The organism is Streptomyces sp. Da 82-17, assembly GCF_046098215.1.
In the GTDB taxonomy this organism is placed as follows: Bacteria; Actinomycetota; Actinomycetes; order Streptomycetales; family Streptomycetaceae; genus Streptomyces.
The window spans coordinates 429285-445494 of record NZ_JBJURH010000003.1 but is presented as its reverse complement, the minus strand read 5'-3'; the positions used below and the strand labels follow the sequence as shown (position 1 = coordinate 445494).

Below are 16210 nucleotides of genomic sequence, written 5' to 3'. Positions count from 1 at the left end.
TTTGATGCGAAGCAGCAGCGGCAGGAACAGCAGCGGAAACAACGGCGGGAGCCGTGGTGGCAACAGCGGCGGCCGCGGCAGGAGCAGCGGCGGCCGCGGGAACTACCGCGGCGCCGGCAACAACCGGGACGAGCGCCAGGGCAGCGGCCGCCCGAAGAAGCCGCGCCCCGAGGAGCGGCGGTACGACGTGGGCCCCGGCGCCTCCCAGGACGGCCCCAAGTCGGGCCGCGGCGGAGCGGCGCGCGGCGGCGCCAAGGGCGGGCCGAAGCGCCCGCAGGGCCGGGGCGGCCGCAGCGCCCCCGCCTACTCGCGTGAGTACGAGACGCGGGCCGAGGAGCGCAACCGCGAGCGGTACGCGGGCAAGAAGGACGTGAAGCTCCCCAAGACCTTCCCCGGCGCCGAGCAGGAGGGCGAGCGGCTGCAGAAGGTCCTGGCCCGCGCGGGCTACGGCTCGCGGCGCGCCTGCGAGGAGCTGATCGAGCAGGCCCGCGTCGAGGTGAACGGCGAGATCGTCCTGGAGCAGGGCCTGCGGGTCGACCCGGAGAAGGACGAGATCAAGGTCGACGGCCTGACCGTCGCCACGCAGTCGTACCAGTTCTTCTCGTTGAACAAGCCCGCCGGCGTCGTCTCCACGATGGAGGACCCGGAGGGGCGGCAGTGCCTCGGGGACTACGTGCAGAACCGGGAGACGCGGCTCTTCCACGTGGGCCGGCTCGACACCGAGACCGAGGGCGTCATCCTGCTCACCAACCACGGCGAGCTGGCGCACCGCCTGACGCACCCGAAGTACGGCGTGAAGAAGACCTATCTCGCCGCGATCGTCGGGCCCATCCCGCGTGACCTGGGCAAGCAGCTCAAGGACGGCATCCAGCTGGAGGACGGGTACGCGCGCGCGGACCACTTCCGGGTGGTCGAGCAGACCGGCAAGAACTACCTCGTCGAGGTGACGCTGCACGAGGGCCGCAAGCACATCGTGCGGCGCATGCTCGCCGAGGCCGGGTTCCCGGTGGAGAAGCTGGTGCGGGTCTCGTTCGGGCCGATCACGCTCGGCGACCAGAAGTCGGGCTGGCTGCGGCGGCTGTCCAACACCGAGGTCGGCATGCTGATGCGCGAGGTCGACCTCTAGACCGCACCCGCGGATCCGCCCTGGGCGCGTCCCCCCCCCGTATCCGCTCGGGCCGCGTTCCCGGATCCCCTTGTGGTGGACCACCCCCTCTCTTTATAGTCGTAGAGACCATTAAAGAGAGGGGGTGGTCCTGCATGCAGGGCTATGACAAGCACGCCTACGAGCCGTTCGCCGTCACCGTCGACCTCGCCGTCTTCACCATCCGCGAAGGCCGGCTGCATGTGCTCCTCGTCGAGCGCGGCGAGCAGCCGTACGCGGGACGCAGAGCGCTGCCCGGCGGATTCGTGCAGCCCGACGAGGCGGCCGAGACCGCCGCGCGCCGCGAACTCGCCGAGGAGACCGGCCTGTCGGACGTCGCCGGGCTGCACCTGGAGCAGCTGCGCACGTACAGCGAACCCGACCGGGACCCGCGGATGCGCGTCGTCTCCGTGGCCTTCACCGCACTCGTCCCGGACGCGCCCGAGGCGCAGGCGGGCAGCGACGCGGCCCGCGCCGACTGGCTGCCCTACCGCGCCGAACGGCCGTCGTACGCGCCGCTCGCCTTCGACCACGACCGGATCCTCGCCGACGCCCACGACCGGGTCGGCGCCAAGCTGGAGTACACCGGTCTCGCCACCGCCTTCTGCCCGCCCGAGTTCACGCTCGGCGAGCTGCGGCAGGTCTACCAGGCCGTGTGGGGCGCCGAGTTGGACCCCGCGAACTTCCGCCGCAAGGTGCTCGCCACGCCCGGACTCGTCGAGGCCGTGCCCGGCGCGGCCCGGCTGACCGGCGGGCGCGGCAAGCCCGCCGCCCTCTACCGCGCGGGCGGCGCCACCGCCCTGCACCCCCCGCTGCTGCGACCGGAAGGACGTTCCTGATGACGACCACGCCCACCAAGGGGGCCGCCACCGGGGCCCTTCTCGGCCTCGCCCTCGGGGACGCGCTCGGCTTCCCGACCGAGTTCAACGACGTCCCGCAGATCCTCGCCAAGTTCGGGCCCTGGCGGCACATGGAGCTGCCCGCGCAGGCGTACATCACCGACGACACCCAGATGACCCTCGCCCTCGCCCGCGCCCTGACCCGGCTCGACGGTCGACTCCTCGGCGGGCCCGAGGAGTTCGCGCGCCAGGTGCGCCGGGAGTACATCGCCTGGAACGTGTCGCCCGACAACAACCGCGCCCCCGGCGCCACCTGCATCCGCGCCTGCGAGCTCCTCGCCGACGAGGCCCGCGACTGGCGCGACGCCAGCCAGGTGCACTCCAAGGGCTGCGGCGCCAACATGCGCGTCGCCCCGCTCGGCCTGCTGCCCGGCCTCGACGACGACGTACGGGCCGGCGCCTCGCAGCTCCAGTCCGCGCTCACCCACGGCCACCCCACCGCCCTCGCCGCGAGCGACCTCACCTCGTACGCGGTACGGCTCCTCGCCGACGGCGTCGACCCCGTCGGCCTCGTCGGGCGGCTGCGCTCGTACGCCCTGCAAAACCGCACCACGTACCGCGAGGAGTGGCTCGGCGACCTGTGGACCCGCTCGCAGGACCCGAGCGCCGAGCACTTCGCCGCGCGCGGCTGGGACGAGTGCCTGGCCGTCCTCGAACGGCTCGCTGCGGCGCTCGCGGACGCCAATGAGGAGCTGGACCCGTGCCTGGCCACCGGGCAGGGCTGGATCGCCGAAGAGGCCCTCGCCACCGGCCTGTTGTGCTTCCTGCTCTTCCCCGACGAGCCGGTCACCGCGCTGCGCCGGGCCGCCTGCACGGCCGGCGACTCCGACTCCATCGCCTGCCTCGCCGGGGCCTTCGCCGGCGCCCACCTCGGCGCGGACGCCTGGCCCGCGGACTGGGTGGCACGGGTCGAGCACCGCGACGAGCTGCTGGCGCTGGGCGGCCGGTGGGACGCGTGAGGGTGCCGGCTCTTCGCAGCGCCGGGCTCCCGGACCTCGACCTCGGGCCGGTCGTCGCCGAGCAGCCCGATCCGCTGCTGTTCGCGACGGTCTCCGGGGCGCACCTGTACGGCTTCCCGTCCCGCGACTCGGACGTCGACCTGCGGGGTGTGCACCTGCTGCCCGTCGAGGCGCTGGTCGGGCTGCGCGAGCCGGAGGAGACACGGACGCGGATGTGGGAGCGGGAGGCGGTCGAGATGGACCTCGTCACGCACGACCTGCGCAAGTTCGTACGCCTGATGCTGCGCCGCAACGGCTACGTCCTGGAGCAGCTCCTCTCCCCGCTCGTCGTGCACAGCTCGGACGCGCACACCGAGCTCGCCGCTCTGGCGCCGGGCGTCCTGACCTCCCATCACGCCCACCACTACCAGGGGTTCGCACGCACGCAGCGCCGGCTCTTCGCCAGGACCGGCGAACTCAAGCCGCTCCTGTACACGTTCCGGGTGCTGCTGACCGGGATCCACCTGATGCGTACGGGGGAGGTGCAGGCCCACCTCCCGAGCCTGCTCGACCTCGTACGGGCGCCCGGCTACCTGCCCGAGCTGATCGCCGCCAAGGCGGAGGCCGAACACGGCGCCGCGCACGTGGACCACGCGCGCGTGGAGGCGGATCTGGACGCGCTGCAGGGGGAGCTGGAGGCGGCGCAGGCGGGGTCGGGGCTGCCGGACGAGGTGGCGGCGCACGCGGCGTTGCACGACTTCGTGGTGCGGGTGCGCGTCGGCTGAGCGGACGGACTAGGGCGCGGCGAGGGCCGAGGTGCGCCTGACCCGGTACAGGAAATCCGTCACACGCGCGGTGTCGGGTTCCGGAGGGAGAGGGGAGCGGCGCGCCGCCCGCTCCGTCTGCTCGGCGAGGGCCGTCATACGGGACTCGACCTCCGGCCAGGGCACCTCCCCGCGCTTGACCGCCAGCAGCTCCTCGCGGGCGTCTCCGACGTCGATCGTCAGCCGGCCCGTACGCAGCAGGTCGCGGCAGGACATCAGCAGCCGCAGCAGATGCATGGCGTGCTTCCAGCGCGGGGCGCCGTGCGTGCGGACGTCCGCGTCGAGCTTGCGGCGCTGGCCGAGGGCGTACCGCGCGAACGTCTCGTGCGCCCGCAGGGACAGGAACGCCCTGCGCAGCGCGAGCAGTTCGCGGCCCGTGGCGTCGCAGTGCTCGACGAGCGGCGAGTGCAGGCACTCCAGGATGTTCGGGTTGGCGCGCAGCGCCAGCTCGCAGAACCGCTCCAGCTCCCACGAGAACTGCTCGTCGAGCGGCCCCTCCACATGCGTCGGCGGCTTGTGGAAGTGCCAGTACGACCAGGTGGGCGCGAGGAAGACGCCACGGCGGTCCGTGTCGCTGTCGTCCGTCGCCAGGCCGAACGCGCGAGACCCCATCACGCAGGCGTAGACGGTGTGTTCACGCACCAGCTCCTCGGGGCCCGGCACGTCGGCGGGGGTGCGCGCTGCGTCGTCGGTGTGCATGCCGGGGGAGCGTACGCGAGGGCCGGCGAGGGCGGCCGCCGGGTGGCGGGGCGGTGGGCGGCGGGCGACATTGGAACCGCCCGTGCGGTCCCGCGCGGGCGCCCCCACGAAAGGCGTACGACGGTCATGGCAGGCAACGATCTGGGCGGGCTTCTCGGCGGACTCCTCGGCGGCGGGCAGGGCGGCGGACCGCAGGGCGGCGCGGGCGGCACCGGCGGCATCCTCGGCGCGCTGCTCGGCAGCCTCCTGACCGGCACACGCGCGGACGCGACCGGCACACGCGCGGGCGCCGACAACCCCCTCGGCGGCCTCCTCGACATGCTCACCAGATCCGGCCTCGGCGACCGCGGCCAGCTCGACTCCTGGGTCGGCACCGGCCAGAACCGGCCGCTCAGCCCCGACCAGGTCAAGCAGGCGGTGCCCGACGAGACCCTCGACAAGGTCGCAGCCGACGCCGGAGTCAGCCGCGACGAGGTGGCCGACCAGGTCGCCTCCCAGCTGCCGCAGGTCGTGGACAAGCTGACCCCGGAGGGCCGGGCGCCGTCGGCGGCGTCCCTGGAGGACCTCATCCGGCAGCAGCAGCTCTGAGGTCCCTGGCACTGGACCCGTCTCGGCTGACGAGCGCCGCGCACCGCTGTCCGTGCGGCTGACTACCCTTGGCCCGCACAGGTTTCGCAGACGAGGACAGTCGAGGAGCAGCAGCGTGGCGGTACGAGCGGTCCGGGGAGCCGTCCAGCTGGAGCGGGACGACGCCCGGCACATGGACGAGCAGGTCGGCGCGCTCCTCACCGAGGTCCTGCGGCGCAACGACCTGACGCAGGACGACCTGATCAGCGTCTGGTTCACGGCCACCCCCGACCTGCACAGCGACTTCCCGGCGGCCGCCGCCCGCAACCTGGGCATCACCGACGTACCCCTGATCTGCGCCCAGGAGCTGGACATCGAGGGCGCCATGCCCCGCGTCGTACGGCTGCTCGCGCACATCGAGTCCGACCGGCCCCGGTCCGAGGTGGCGCACGTCTACCTCGGGGCCGCGGCCGCCCTGCGCAAGGACATCGCCCAGTGAGAACAGCCGCCGTCATCGGAACCGGCCTGATCGGCACCTCCGTCGCCCTGGCCCTCGCCGGCCGCGGCGTCACCGTGCACCTCGCCGACCACGACCCCGAGCAGGCCCGCACCGCCGCGGCCCTCGGCGCCGGCACCGACACCCCGCCCGAGGGCCCGGTCGACCTGGCGGTCGTCGCCGTGCCGCCCGCGCACGTCGCCGGCACCCTCGCCGAGCTGATGGGCCGCGGCGCCGCCCGCGGGTACATCGACGTGGCCAGCGTCAAGGGCGGGCCGCGCCGCGAGCTGGAGGAGCTCGGCCTCGACCTGAGCGCGTACATCGGCACGCACCCCATGTCGGGCCGCGAACGCTCCGGGCCCCTCGCCGCCACCGCCGACCTCTTCGAGGGCCGTCCCTGGGTGCTCACGCCCACCCGGGACTCCGACACCGAGGTGCTCAACCTCGCCCTCGAACTGATCTCGCTGTGCCGGGCCGTGCCGGTCGTGATGGACGCCGACGCGCACGACCGCGCCGTCGCCCTCGTCTCGCACATGCCGCACCTGGTGTCCAGCATGGTCGCGGCCCGCCTGGAGCACGCCGAGGAGACCGCCGTACGGCTCTGCGGCCAGGGCATCAGGGACGTCACCCGGATCGCGGCCTCCGACCCGCGCATGTGGATCGACATCCTGTCCGCCAACCCCGGCCCCGTCGCCGACCTGCTCGCCGAGGTCTCCGCCGACCTGGACGAGACGGTCCGGGCCCTGCGCGCCCTGCAGTCCGCCGACGCGGAGAAGCGGGACGACGGCGCCCAGGGCGTCGAGCGCGTCCTGCGCCGCGGCAACGCCGGCCAGATCCGGGTCCCCGGCAAGCACGGCTCGGCCCCGGTGTCGTACGAGACGGTCACCGTGCTCATCGACGACCAGCCGGGCCAGCTCGCGCGGATCTTCGCGGACGCGGGCGCTGCCGGGGTCAACATCGAGGACGTGCGCATCGAGCACGCCACCGGCCGCCAGGCGGGCCTGATCCAGCTGACGGTCGAGCCCAGGTCGGCCCCGGTCCTCACGGCCGCGCTGCGCGAGCGCGGCTGGTCGATCAGGCAGTAGCGGCCGGCCGCCAGGCACCAGCGGCAGGCCGTGGCAGGCCGTGGCGGCGGGGGCGTCCGTACCCGCCGTGACCTGCTGCGACGGCGGTTGTCCACAGCCCCGTAAAGAGCAACGCCCCGAGCCAGTAACCTTGTCCGGGGCGTTTCTCGCGCCCACCACCTGCCCCGTGCACTGAGAAAGGTGTCCGTCCCCCGTGGAAACCGCCGCAAACGCCGCCCCGGCAGCAGTGATCGTCGCCATCGACGGCCCCTCCGGCACGGGCAAGTCGAGCACCTCCAAGGCCGTCGCCGCGCAGCTCGGCCTGAGCTACCTGGACACCGGCGCCCAGTACCGCGCCATCACCTGGTGGATGGTGAACAACGGCATCGACATCGCCGACCCCGCCGCCATCGCCGCCGTCGCCGAGAAGCCGGACATCGTCTCCGGCACCGACCCGTCCGCCCCGACCATCACGGTCGACGGCACGGACGTCTCGGGCCCGATCCGCACGCAGGACGTCACCTCCAAGGTCAGCGCCGTCAGCGCCGTGCCCGAGGTGCGGACGCGGATCACCGAGCTGCAGCGCTCCATCGCCCGCGGCGCCCAGGGCGGCATCGTGGTCGAGGGCCGTGACATCGGTACGACGGTGCTGCCCGACGCCCACCTGAAGATCTTCCTCACCGCCTCCCCGGAGGCCCGCGCGGCCCGCCGCAGCGGCGAGCTCAAGGGCGCCGACGTCAACGCGACCAGGGAAGCCCTGATCAAGCGGGACGCCGCCGACTCCGGCCGCAAGACCTCGCCCCTCGCCAAGGCGGACGACGCGGTCGAGGTCGACACCACCGAGCTCACCCTGCAGCAGGTCATCGAGTGCGTCGTGACCCTGGTCGAGGAGAAGCGGGCCGCCGCGTGACCGTCTCGTCCTCCGCCGCCCGGCCCTCCGGGAAGGGCGCCGCGGCTCCCTCCGAGAAGGGTGCGGAGGTCGGCCGGCGCATCGGCGTCGGGCTGATGTACGGGCTGTGGAAGCCGCGCGTCCTCGGCGCCTGGCGGGTGCCCGCGAGCGGACCGGTCATCCTGGCCGTGAACCACGCGCACAACCTCGACGGCCCGATGCTGATGGGGACGGCGCCCCGGCCGGTGCACTTCCTCATCAAGAAGGAGGCGTTCGTCGGCCCGCTCGACCCGTTCCTGCGCGGCATCGGCCAGCTGAAGGTCGACCGCGCGAGCACGGACCGCACGGCGATCACGCAGGCGCTCGACGTCCTGTCGGAGGGCGGGGTCCTCGGCATCTTCCCCGAGGGCACCCGCGGCGAGGGCGACTTCGCGTCGCTGCGCGCCGGCCTGGCGTACTTCGCGGTGCGCAGCGGGGCCCCGATCGTGCCGGTCGCGGTCCTGGGAAGCTCCGAGCGCCAGGGACGGTTGATACGGGGGCTGCCCCCGCTGCGCAGCCGGATCGACGTCGTCTTCGGCGACGCCTTCGAGGCGCAAGAGGGGGCGCGAAGCTCGGCCAAGGGCGGCGGTGGGAGACGGGCGGGCGGGTCGGGTCGGCGCACGCGCAAGGCGCTCGACGAGGCCACCGTGCGCATCCAGGAGCGGCTCACCGCCCACCTGGAGAACGCCAGGCGCCTGACCGGGCGCTGAGCGAGACTTTGAGTAGTGGACCGCGCACTGCGGTCCATCGATGACTGATGACAGAGGTACGGACTTCATGAACGAGCAGAACCACTCCGGCGGCTCGGACGAGCACGACCACGGAGCGCTTGGCGACGCCGAGTACGCGGAGTTCATGGAGCTCGCCGCGGAAGAGGGCTTCGACCTGGAAGACGTCGAGGGCGCCATCGAGGAGGCGGGCCACGGCCCGCTGCCCGTGCTCGCCGTCGTCGGCCGCCCCAACGTCGGCAAGTCGACGCTGGTGAACCGCATCATCGGCCGCCGCGAGGCCGTCGTCGAGGACAAGCCGGGCGTCACCCGCGACCGCGTCACGTACGAGGCGGAGTGGGCCGGCCGCCGCTTCAAGGTCGTCGACACCGGCGGCTGGGAGCAGGACGTCCTCGGCATCGACGCCTCCGTCGCCGCCCAGGCCGAGTACGCGATCGAGACCGCCGACGCCGTGGTCTTCGTCGTCGACTCCACGGTCGGCGTCACCGACACCGACGAGGCCGTCGTCAAGCTGCTCCGCAAGGCCAAGAAGCCCGTCGTGCTGTGCGCCAACAAGGTCGACGGCCCCAGCGGCGAGGCCGACGCGCACGCCCTGTGGTCCCTCGGCATCGGCGAGCCGCACCCGGTCTCCTCGCTGCACGGCCGCGGCACCGGCGACATGCTGGACGCCGTCCTGGAGGCGCTGCCCGAGGCCCCGCTGCAGACCTTCGGCGGCACCGGCATCGGCGGCCCGCGCCGGATCGCCCTGATCGGCCGTCCGAACGTCGGCAAGTCCTCCCTCCTGAACAAGGTCGCGAAGGAGGAGCGCGTCGTCGTCAACGAGCTGGCGGGCACCACCCGCGACCCGGTCGACGAGCTGATCGAACTCGGCGGCGTCACCTGGAAGTTCGTGGACACGGCGGGCATCCGCAAGCGCGTCCACCTGCAGCAGGGCGCGGACTACTACGCCTCGCTGCGCACCGCCGCCGCGGTCGAGAAGGCCGAGGTCGCGGTCATCCTGATCGACGCCAGCGAGTCCATCTCCATCCAGGACCAGCGCATCGTCACGATGGCCGTCGAGGCGGGCCGCGCCATCGTCGTCGCGTACAACAAGTGGGACACCCTCGACGAGGAGCGCCGCTACTACCTGGAGCGGGAGATCGAGACCGAGCTCGGCCAGATCGCCTGGGCCCCCCGCGTCAACGTCTCGGCGCGCACGGGACGGCACATGGAGAAGCTGGTTCCCGCGATCGAGACGGCCCTGGAGGGCTGGGAGACCCGCGTGCCGACCGGCCGCCTGAACTCCTTCCTAGGCGAGCTGGTCGCCGCGCACCCGCACCCGATCCGCGGCGGCAAGCAGCCCCGCATCCTCTTCGGCACCCAGGCGGGCACCAAGCCGCCGCGCTTCGTGCTCTTCGCCTCCGGCTTCATCGAGCACGGCTACCGGAGGTACGTGGAGCGCCGCCTGCGCGAGGAGTTCGGCTTCGAGGGCACGCCGATCCACATCTCGGTCCGCGTCCGCGAGAAGCGCGGCCGCAAGAAGTAACCCGAGCGGGAGCCGCCGCGCCCCTGGGCGGCCACGACAGACGCGTGCGCCGTACGACGAGACCGGAGAACCGGCCGTCGTACGGCGCACGCGTCTGTCGGTGAAGGGCTTTGCTGGTACGGGAGTTCAGCTCTCGCGGCGGCGGGCGGGCGGGAGCGCGGGCGGCTGCCGGTCCCGGTTGCCGTTGCCGTCGGGGCGCGGGGGCTCGGCGACGAACCAGAAGCTCGGCGGGGTGTACCCGGTGTGCGCGGGGGGCGTCGAGCCCGCGCCGGGATACCGGGATCCGGCGGAGAAGCCCCGGAACCTCAGATCCTCCTCACCGCTGCGGTCGCCCGGCAGGGCCCGGAAGAACCGGCGCCACTCCGAGTAGAGCGCGTCGTAGATCGGTGTGGCCGAGCGTTCCGTCGTGGTGTCACGGGACGGGCGCATCGGAGGAATCTGGTGGTGGGAGGGGTCGTATGGCGGCACGTATCGCCCAACGACCCGAGGGCCCGATCGGATGCGGTGAACCGGCGTGCGATCACCGGCGATCCGTCGGGCCCTCGTCGTGCGGACGCGGGATCAGGTGCCCGCGAGCGGCATCGTGGCCGCCACGAGACGGCCGTTGACGGCGGCCTTGTCGAGGGCGTCGCGCAGCAGGTCCTCGCGCGGCTGGCGGCCGATCGTGCCGACCGGGGCCGCGAAGACGATGACCTTGCCCAGCTTGGAGGCGGCGGTGCGCCAGCCGTCGGTGACCTGCAGCGGCTGGTGCGCCTGCCACCAGGCGACGGGCGAGCCGCCGTTGCCCGGCTGCAGCACCGCGTGCAGCTGGCCGACGGCGAGCAGCACGGACCAGCCGGGCAGCACCGTCGGCACCTCCTTGACCTGGCCGAGCGGCTGGAAGCCCTGCTCGCTCAGGAGCGCCAGGAACTGGTCCTCGCCGCCGGTGGTGCCGGGGCGGGCGATGGGACCGGTGGGCTCCACGACGAGGGCCGGGTAGAGCTCGTCGTGGAGCAGCACGAGGCCGCTGGTGACGCCGAGGGTGGCGGGCTGCGGCTGTGCCCCGGCGGGCGCGGCGGGCGCGGCCTGCGGGGACGCGGCGGCGGGTGCGGGAACCCCGGCGGGGGCGCCGCCCTCGCCGGTGATGGAGCGGACGGCGCCCTGCAGCTGCTCCTCCGCGACCTTCACGACCTGGGAGGGCAGGCAGGTGGCGTGGGCGAAGGCCAGGACCGCGGTCTCGTCCCCGATGAACAGCACGGTGCTGGTGCGTTCCTGCGCCGAGTCGCCGGGGGTGCGGCAGGAGGTGCAGTCGTAGCTGCCCGGGGAGTTGTCGCCGGCGAGCAGCCGGTCGGCCTCTTCGTCGCCGATCTCGGCGCGTACGTCGTCGCTGACGTCGAGCATGCGCGGCACGGGTGCTCCTAGGAGTTCGGTACGTCGTTCGATGCGTGGACGGCCGGACGGAGCCCGGCCCATGAAGACTTCAACGGGAGACCCGCGGGCCAAGTCACGCCGCACGCCGTACGGAATCAGGCCATCGGCAGCGGATTGCGAGGGAGCTCCCGAAATCGCGGAGTGCGGGAACTTCGGGCGCATGTACGGAAGTTGACGTTCCGTTTTGACGGGGCGCGCAGGCGTTGCGGGAGGGGGCGTGCACTCGGCGCGCGGCCGTCCCGTGCGCCCCGGCCGCCTCTCGTCCGACCGGGTGCCGGTCCGGGGCGGTGGGGCGCGGCGGCGCGGCGGTCCGTACGGCGGTTGATTGGCTGACGCGATGTCGAACACTCGTGTCTGGTTCGTTGCCCTCGCCGCAGCTCTCCTCTCGTGTGCGCCCGTGTCCGCCACCGCCGCCGAGCCGCCGCCCACGGTGGACGAGAAGCCACGGGAGGGCGCCGCCGGAGCTCCCGGCGCGGCCTCCGGCTCCGCGAAGGCCCTGAAGAAGCCGCGCAAGTGCGGGCCGGGGAAGTCGCCCTGGACGTGTCTGGCCGAGTGCGAGAGCAGCGGCCGTTGGGACGCCAACACCGGCAACGGCTTCTACGGCGGCCTGCAGTTCTACCAGCCGACGTGGAAGGAGCACGGCGGCCTGAAGTACGCCCCGCGCGCGGACCTCGCCACCCGCGAGGAGCAGGTCAAGGTCGCCGAGAAGGTGCTGGTCAGTCAGGGGCCGAAGGCGTGGCCGGTGTGCTCGAAGGGCATCCGCTTCGACCGCCGCGTCCACAAGGTCGCCCCCGGCGACACCCTCAGCTCGATCGCCCGCCGCTACCACGTCGAGGGCGGCTGGCAGACGCTGTACGAGGCCAACCGGAAGACGATCGGCAAGTCCCCGGACCGCATCTCCGTGGGCATGCTCCTCACGATCCCGAACCTGACGGCCAAGGGCCGCATGATCTGACCCGGCCCCGGGCCGGACCCGCGCCTCACCGGACCTCCCCCGCCTCCCCGCTGAACGCCACCGCCCCGCGCCGCAGTTCGTGCACGAGCACCGGGCGCGGGGCCGTGCGCAGGGAGGCGGGGAGTTCTTGTTCGGCGAGGACGACGGTGGCGGGGAGGGCGGCGAGCAGGTCGTACGTACGGGCCGCGAGGGTGGGGGACATGCCCTGGGCCGGCTCGTCGAGGAGGAGGACGCGGGCGGGGGAGAGCAGGGCGCGGGCGACGGCGAGGATGCGCTGCTCGCCGCCGGAGAGGGTGCCGGCGGCGCGGGGGAGGAGGGGGCGGAGCTCCTGGTAGGCGTCCAGGGCGGGCGCGAAGTCGCCGTGGCGGGCGGCGAGTCGGAGGTTCTCGGCGACGGTCAGCGTGCCGAAGACGGCCTCCCGGTCGGGTACGAGGGTCAGGCCGCGGGCAGCGCGGGCGTGGGCGGGGAGCCGGGTCACGTCCTCGCCCCGCCACAGGACGGCGCCCGCGGAGAGGCGGACCGTGCCGGCGAGGGCGCGCAGGGTCGTCGTACGGCCGGAGCCGTTGCGGCCGAGGAGGACCGTGACGGCGTCCTCGGCGACGACGAGGTCCACTCCGTGCAGAGCCTCCAGGGGGCCGTACCGCACGCGTGCGGCGCGGAGTTCCAGTACGGCGGTCATGGCTCGGCCGGGCCTTCGCGCGGGACGGCGAGCCGGGCGAGGACGTCCGCCGGCGGGCCGGTCGCGGTGATGCGGCCCGAGGCCAGGACGTGGACCGTGTCGGCGAGGTGCGCCACCAGGTCCAGGTCGTGCTCGACGATCAGCAGGGCCGTGCCCTCGGCCGCCAGGGTCCGCAACAGGTCGGTGAGCGCGGCCACTTCGGCGGTGTCCAGGCCCGCCGCGGGCTCGTCCAGGAGCAGTACGTGCGGGGCGCCGGCCAGCGCGCGGGCGAGCTCGACGCGGCGCAACGTCCCGGTGGGCAGGCGTGCGGCGGGCCGGTCGCGCACGGGGCCGTCGAGGCCGAGCAGGGACAGGGCGCGGCCGACCGTTCGGGCGTCGCGCACCCGGCCCTGCTCCGCGCCGACGGCGACGTTCTCGGCGACCGTCAGGGACGGGAAGACGGCGAGCTGCTGGAACGTACGGGCGATGCCGAGGCGGGCGCGGGCGTGCGCGGGCCGGTCCGTGAGGTCGAGGCCCGCGAACCGCACCCGGCCCGTCATGACGGCGTGCGGCCCGACCGTCCCGGCCAGGCAGTGGAACAGGGTGCTCTTGCCCGCCCCGTTCGGCCCGACGACCCCCGTGATCCGCCCGGCCGGAACGTCGACGTCCACCCCGTCGAGCGCGGTGAACTCGCCGTACCTGACGCTCAGTCCGCGTCCGGTGAGAGGGCCGGGGGGCGGGGAGGGTTCGGCGGGGGAGCGGGGCGCGGCCGGGCGCGGCCTCGACGGAGGCCTCGGGGGCCGCGCGGGCGAGTCGGCGGCCGGGGGCGCCGGTGGGCTCGGCGGCTCGAAGGGGCTGCCCGGGGTGCGGCCGGGGTGCGCGGGGGCGCGAGTCCGGGGGCGGGGTGCGGCGGCAGGCGGGCCTGGGCCGACGGTTGCGCGGCGCAGGTGCCACCGCGCCACCGCGGCGCGCAGCGCCCTGTACGGGAAGAGGCGGCGCAGGGCTGAGGCGCCGCGCGGGCGCTCTCGGGGTGCGGTCGAGCCGGCCGGAGCAGGGCCGCGCCGTGCGGTGGTGCGGTCGGGGCGCGGGGGTGGTCCGGCCGTGGGCACTCGCGGTACGGGCGAAGCCGCATACCGCCCCCGCAACCGTGCCGCCGCGCGCAGTGCCCCGTACAACTTGCTCGGAACGCGGGCGAGGAGGGCCGAGGCGCTGCTGCGTCGATGCCGCTGGGGCGGAACGGTTGTGGGGGTTCGTGGTGCGGTCGGGGGCGCGGGCCGGTGCCGGAGCCGGGACGCTGCGCGCCGCGCCGCGTACGGGAAGCGCCCGAGCAGGGCCGAGGCGCTGCCGCCCGGATGCCCGCGCGCCGCCGTCGAACCGGCGGCAGCCGTGGGTGGTCCCGGTGGAGCGGTGGTCGGGGCGACCGCGGGGCCGGGCGCAGTCGTACGCGGCCTCGCCGGCGCGGTGGTCGGGACCGACGCAGAACCGGGGCGGGCAGTCCGCCGCCCGGAAGCCCGCAGGTGCTGTGCCACCCGCACGCCCAGCGGGGTCAGTACCCCTGGCTCACCCCGTCGCCGCAGCCGTCCCGCCGCCGCGCGCAGCGCCTCGTACGGGCCGCCGGGGAAGCGGCCGAGCAGGACCGCCAGTACGCCGACGGCCGCTGCCGCGACGCCGCCGCGGGCGCCCTCGTCGAGACCGACCAGGAGGGCCGCCGCGAGCAGGGCGCCGAGGAGGGAGTCCGCGCCGAGCACGACCACCGCCGCGAACCACAGCAGTCCGCGGACCGGGTCGAACGCCGCCGGGTCGAAGGCGCGTACGCCGAGCGCGAGCATGCCGCCGCCGAGTGCGGCGAGCGCGGCGCCCGCCACGAACGCGCCGACCTTCAGGCGCGCCACCGGCACCCCGGCCGCCGCCGCGCCCGCCTCGTGGTCCCGCATCGCGGCGAGCGCCCGCCCGGTGCGGCCCCGGCGCAGTGCGGCGACCGCTGTCGACGCGGCGCAGAGCAGGGCGAGTTCGAGGAGGTAGTACGCCCGGTCGCCGTCGAGCCCGGCCGGGCGGTCGAGGCCGAGCCCGGACGTCGCGTACGGCTGGTCGAACACGAAACGGCTGACGCCCACGCCGACCGCGAGCGTGGCGAGGGCGAGCGCGAGGCCGTGCCGCCGGATCGCCGGGCCCCCGGTGAGCAGGCCGAGCGGCGCGACGAGCAGCACCGCGAGGCCGAGCGCCGCGAGCGTGGGCAGTGCGGGCAGCCCGGGGAACCGCCCGGCCGCGAGCAGGGCCGTGAAGAGGGCGCCGAGCCCCGCGTACGCGGACTGGCCGAGGGAGATCTGCCCGCCCCTGCCGGTGACCACGACGAGCGACAGCAGGACCACGGCGAGGGCCGGGACCTGGACGGCGGTGTGCAGGTCGGAGCCCGCGAAGCCGAGCGGCAGCAGGAACAGCACGCCCGCCACGAGCCACGCGCCCGGCGGCGTGCGCACCCGCGCGGTGGCGGTGCGCGGCAGCGCCGGCCGGCCGCGCCCCCGCCCGGGGTCGGGCAGGACGAGCGCAGCGACGAGCAGCGCCACCACGAACAGGTTCGCCCCGACCGCCTGCAGCAACGGTTCGCCCCGGCCGCCGGGGTGCAGCCGGGTCAGCTGGGCCTGCGCGACGCCGAGGCCGAGCGCGACGAGCACCGCGATCGGCAGGCTCCGCATCCCGGCGGCCACGGCGACGGCCACGACTTCCATCACGAGCAGCGGCAGGCCGTACGGGTCGAGCCGTACGTACGGGGCGAGCAGCACGCCCGTCAGACCCGCGGTGAACGAGCCGAAGGCCCAGCCGGCCGCCGCCACCCGGTCCGCGTCGATGCCGGAGACGACGGCCAGGGAGCGGTTGTCGACGACGGCCCGCAGCTCCCCGCCGAACCGCGTCCAGCGGCCGACCGCGGCCACGGCGAGCGCGAGGACCAGCGCCGCCCCGAGCTGCACCCAGGGCGCGCCGCCGGACAGCAGCTCGGGCGCGTCCGCGCGCGCCCCCTGCCCCCACACGAGCGCCGCCCCGCCGACGAGCAGCACGAACACCCCGATCGACGCCACCAGCGTCTGCGCCGGATCGCCCCCGAGCACCGCGAGCGGCCGGAACACGCCCCGCTCCAGGACGAGCCCGATCCCCGGCGCCGCCACGCACAGCGTCACGAGCGCGGCGAGCCACAGCGGCCAGCCCCACTCCACGGCGAGCTGGCGCAGCAGGTACGCGCACACCATGGCGACGGCGCCGTGCGCGAGGTTGAGCACGCCGGTCGCCCGGTACGTGACGATCAGGCCGATCCCGGTGAGCGCGGCCGCACTGCCGACGGAGAGCCCGGCGAGCGTGAGGTCGTACGTCAGGGAGGCCATG

At 74.7% G+C, this 16210-nt stretch carries 16 protein-coding genes; 11 read left to right on the top strand and 5 right to left on the bottom strand.

The genetic code is table 11. The features are described from left to right. Window positions 1-4 precede the first annotated feature (4 nt). The 4 genes from ACIDOF_RS07500 (at window position 5) to ACIDOF_RS07485 (ending at window position 3766) form a co-directional block, all read left to right on the top strand. A complete protein-coding gene (locus ACIDOF_RS07500; RefSeq protein ID WP_409004911.1) occupies window positions 5-1126 on the top strand; it encodes a pseudouridine synthase in 1122 nt (373 codons plus the stop codon). Between the two features lie 134 nt (window positions 1127-1260). Continuing rightward, window positions 1261-1983, top strand: a complete 723-nt coding sequence (locus ACIDOF_RS07495) for an NUDIX hydrolase (protein WP_409004910.1) — start codon at window positions 1261-1263, stop codon at window positions 1981-1983. After that, entirely contained in the window at window positions 1983-3002 is a 1020-nt protein-coding gene (locus ACIDOF_RS07490) for an ADP-ribosylglycohydrolase family protein (RefSeq protein ID WP_409004909.1), read from the top strand. Before ACIDOF_RS07495 ends, ACIDOF_RS07490 begins: the two co-directional genes overlap by 1 nt. A 2-nt stretch (window positions 3003-3004) precedes the next feature. Further along, window positions 3005-3766, top strand: coding sequence for a DNA polymerase beta superfamily protein (locus ACIDOF_RS07485; protein ID WP_409004908.1), 762 nt, complete (start codon window positions 3005-3007; stop codon window positions 3764-3766). Window positions 3767-3775: 9 nt separating this feature from the next. Here the strand turns inward: ACIDOF_RS07485 and ACIDOF_RS07480 are convergent, their stop codons facing one another. Continuing rightward, complete coding sequence (locus ACIDOF_RS07480) at window positions 3776-4504, bottom strand: DNA polymerase beta superfamily protein (protein WP_409004907.1); 729 nt, start codon at window positions 4502-4504, stop codon at window positions 3776-3778. 126 nt (window positions 4505-4630) lie between these two features. Here ACIDOF_RS07480 and ACIDOF_RS07475 point away from each other — a divergent pair, with 126 nt between their 5' ends. From ACIDOF_RS07475 to der, 6 genes are all read left to right on the top strand, one after another. Continuing rightward, a complete protein-coding gene (locus tag ACIDOF_RS07475) occupies window positions 4631-5092 on the top strand; it encodes a YidB family protein (RefSeq protein WP_409004906.1) in 462 nt (153 codons plus the stop codon). A 115-nt stretch (window positions 5093-5207) separates the two neighbouring features. Continuing rightward, on the top strand, window positions 5208-5570 hold the full coding sequence (aroH, locus tag ACIDOF_RS07470; protein ID WP_409004905.1) for a chorismate mutase: 363 nt from the start codon (window positions 5208-5210) through the stop codon (window positions 5568-5570). Continuing rightward, a complete protein-coding gene (locus tag ACIDOF_RS07465; protein ID WP_409004904.1) occupies window positions 5567-6652 on the top strand; it encodes a prephenate dehydrogenase in 1086 nt (361 codons plus the stop codon). The genes aroH and ACIDOF_RS07465 overlap by 4 nt, the downstream gene beginning before the upstream one ends. Window positions 6653-6845: 193 nt before the next feature. Next, window positions 6846-7541 carry a (d)CMP kinase gene (gene cmk / locus ACIDOF_RS07460; protein ID WP_409004903.1) on the top strand — a complete coding sequence of 232 codons (696 nt, stop codon included), beginning with the start codon at window positions 6846-6848 and terminating at the stop codon, window positions 7539-7541. Next, window positions 7499-8269 (top strand): lysophospholipid acyltransferase family protein, encoded by a 771-nt coding sequence (locus tag ACIDOF_RS07455; RefSeq protein WP_409004902.1) that lies wholly within the window; start codon window positions 7499-7501, stop codon window positions 8267-8269. Before cmk ends, ACIDOF_RS07455 begins: the two co-directional genes overlap by 43 nt. 40 nt (window positions 8270-8309) lie before the next feature. Beyond that, window positions 8310-9812 carry a ribosome biogenesis GTPase Der gene (gene der / locus ACIDOF_RS07450; RefSeq protein WP_409004901.1) on the top strand — a complete coding sequence of 501 codons (1503 nt, stop codon included), beginning with the start codon at window positions 8310-8312 and terminating at the stop codon, window positions 9810-9812. Window positions 9813-9938: 126 nt separating this feature from the next. Here der and ACIDOF_RS07445 read toward each other — a convergent pair whose 3' ends face one another. After that, complete coding sequence (locus ACIDOF_RS07445; RefSeq protein WP_409004900.1) at window positions 9939-10241, bottom strand: hypothetical protein; 303 nt, start codon at window positions 10239-10241, stop codon at window positions 9939-9941. Window positions 10242-10373: 132 nt separating this feature from the next. Continuing rightward, entirely contained in the window at window positions 10374-11201 is an 828-nt protein-coding gene (locus ACIDOF_RS07440) for a hypothetical protein (protein WP_409004899.1), read from the bottom strand. A gap of 358 nt (window positions 11202-11559) precedes the next feature. Here ACIDOF_RS07440 and ACIDOF_RS07435 point away from each other — a divergent pair, with 358 nt between their 5' ends. Continuing rightward, on the top strand, window positions 11560-12177 hold the full coding sequence (locus ACIDOF_RS07435; RefSeq protein ID WP_409004898.1) for a transglycosylase family protein: 618 nt from the start codon (window positions 11560-11562) through the stop codon (window positions 12175-12177). 25 nt (window positions 12178-12202) lie between these two features. Here the strand turns inward: ACIDOF_RS07435 and ACIDOF_RS07430 are convergent, their stop codons facing one another. Both ACIDOF_RS07430 and ACIDOF_RS07425 read right to left on the bottom strand, forming a co-directional pair. Next, the gene (locus ACIDOF_RS07430; RefSeq protein ID WP_409004897.1) at window positions 12203-12856 is read right to left on the bottom strand and encodes an ATP-binding cassette domain-containing protein; all 654 of its coding nucleotides are present in this window, start codon (window positions 12854-12856) and stop codon (window positions 12203-12205) included. Continuing rightward, window positions 12853-16209, bottom strand: a complete 3357-nt coding sequence (locus ACIDOF_RS07425; protein ID WP_409004896.1) for an ABC transporter permease subunit — start codon at window positions 16207-16209, stop codon at window positions 12853-12855. The genes ACIDOF_RS07430 and ACIDOF_RS07425 overlap by 4 nt, the downstream gene beginning before the upstream one ends. Window position 16210: the final 1 nt, after the last annotated feature.

Bases quoted from the DNA above. Each gene is read 5' to 3' on its own strand.
- ACIDOF_RS07425 (WP_409004896.1), bottom strand. From the start codon at position 16,209: ATGGCCTCCCTGACGTACGACCTCACGCTCGCCGGGCTCTCCGTCGGC.
- ACIDOF_RS07475 (WP_409004906.1), top strand. From the start codon at position 4,631: ATGGCAGGCAACGATCTGGGCGGGCTTCTCGGCGGACTCCTCGGCGGC.
- der (WP_409004901.1), top strand. From the start codon at position 8,310: ATGACTGATGACAGAGGTACGGACTTCATGAACGAGCAGAACCACTCC.
- ACIDOF_RS07480 (WP_409004907.1), bottom strand. From the start codon at position 4,504: ATGCACACCGACGACGCAGCGCGCACCCCCGCCGACGTGCCGGGCCCC.
- ACIDOF_RS07500 (WP_409004911.1), top strand. From the start codon at position 5: ATGCGAAGCAGCAGCGGCAGGAACAGCAGCGGAAACAACGGCGGGAGC.
- ACIDOF_RS07490 (WP_409004909.1), top strand. From the start codon at position 1,983: ATGACGACCACGCCCACCAAGGGGGCCGCCACCGGGGCCCTTCTCGGC.
- ACIDOF_RS07430 (WP_409004897.1), bottom strand. From the start codon at position 12,856: ATGACCGCCGTACTGGAACTCCGCGCCGCACGCGTGCGGTACGGCCCC.
- ACIDOF_RS07495 (WP_409004910.1), top strand. From the start codon at position 1,261: ATGCAGGGCTATGACAAGCACGCCTACGAGCCGTTCGCCGTCACCGTC.
- ACIDOF_RS07445 (WP_409004900.1), bottom strand. From the start codon at position 10,241: ATGCGCCCGTCCCGTGACACCACGACGGAACGCTCGGCCACACCGATC.
- ACIDOF_RS07435 (WP_409004898.1), top strand. From the start codon at position 11,560: ATGTCGAACACTCGTGTCTGGTTCGTTGCCCTCGCCGCAGCTCTCCTC.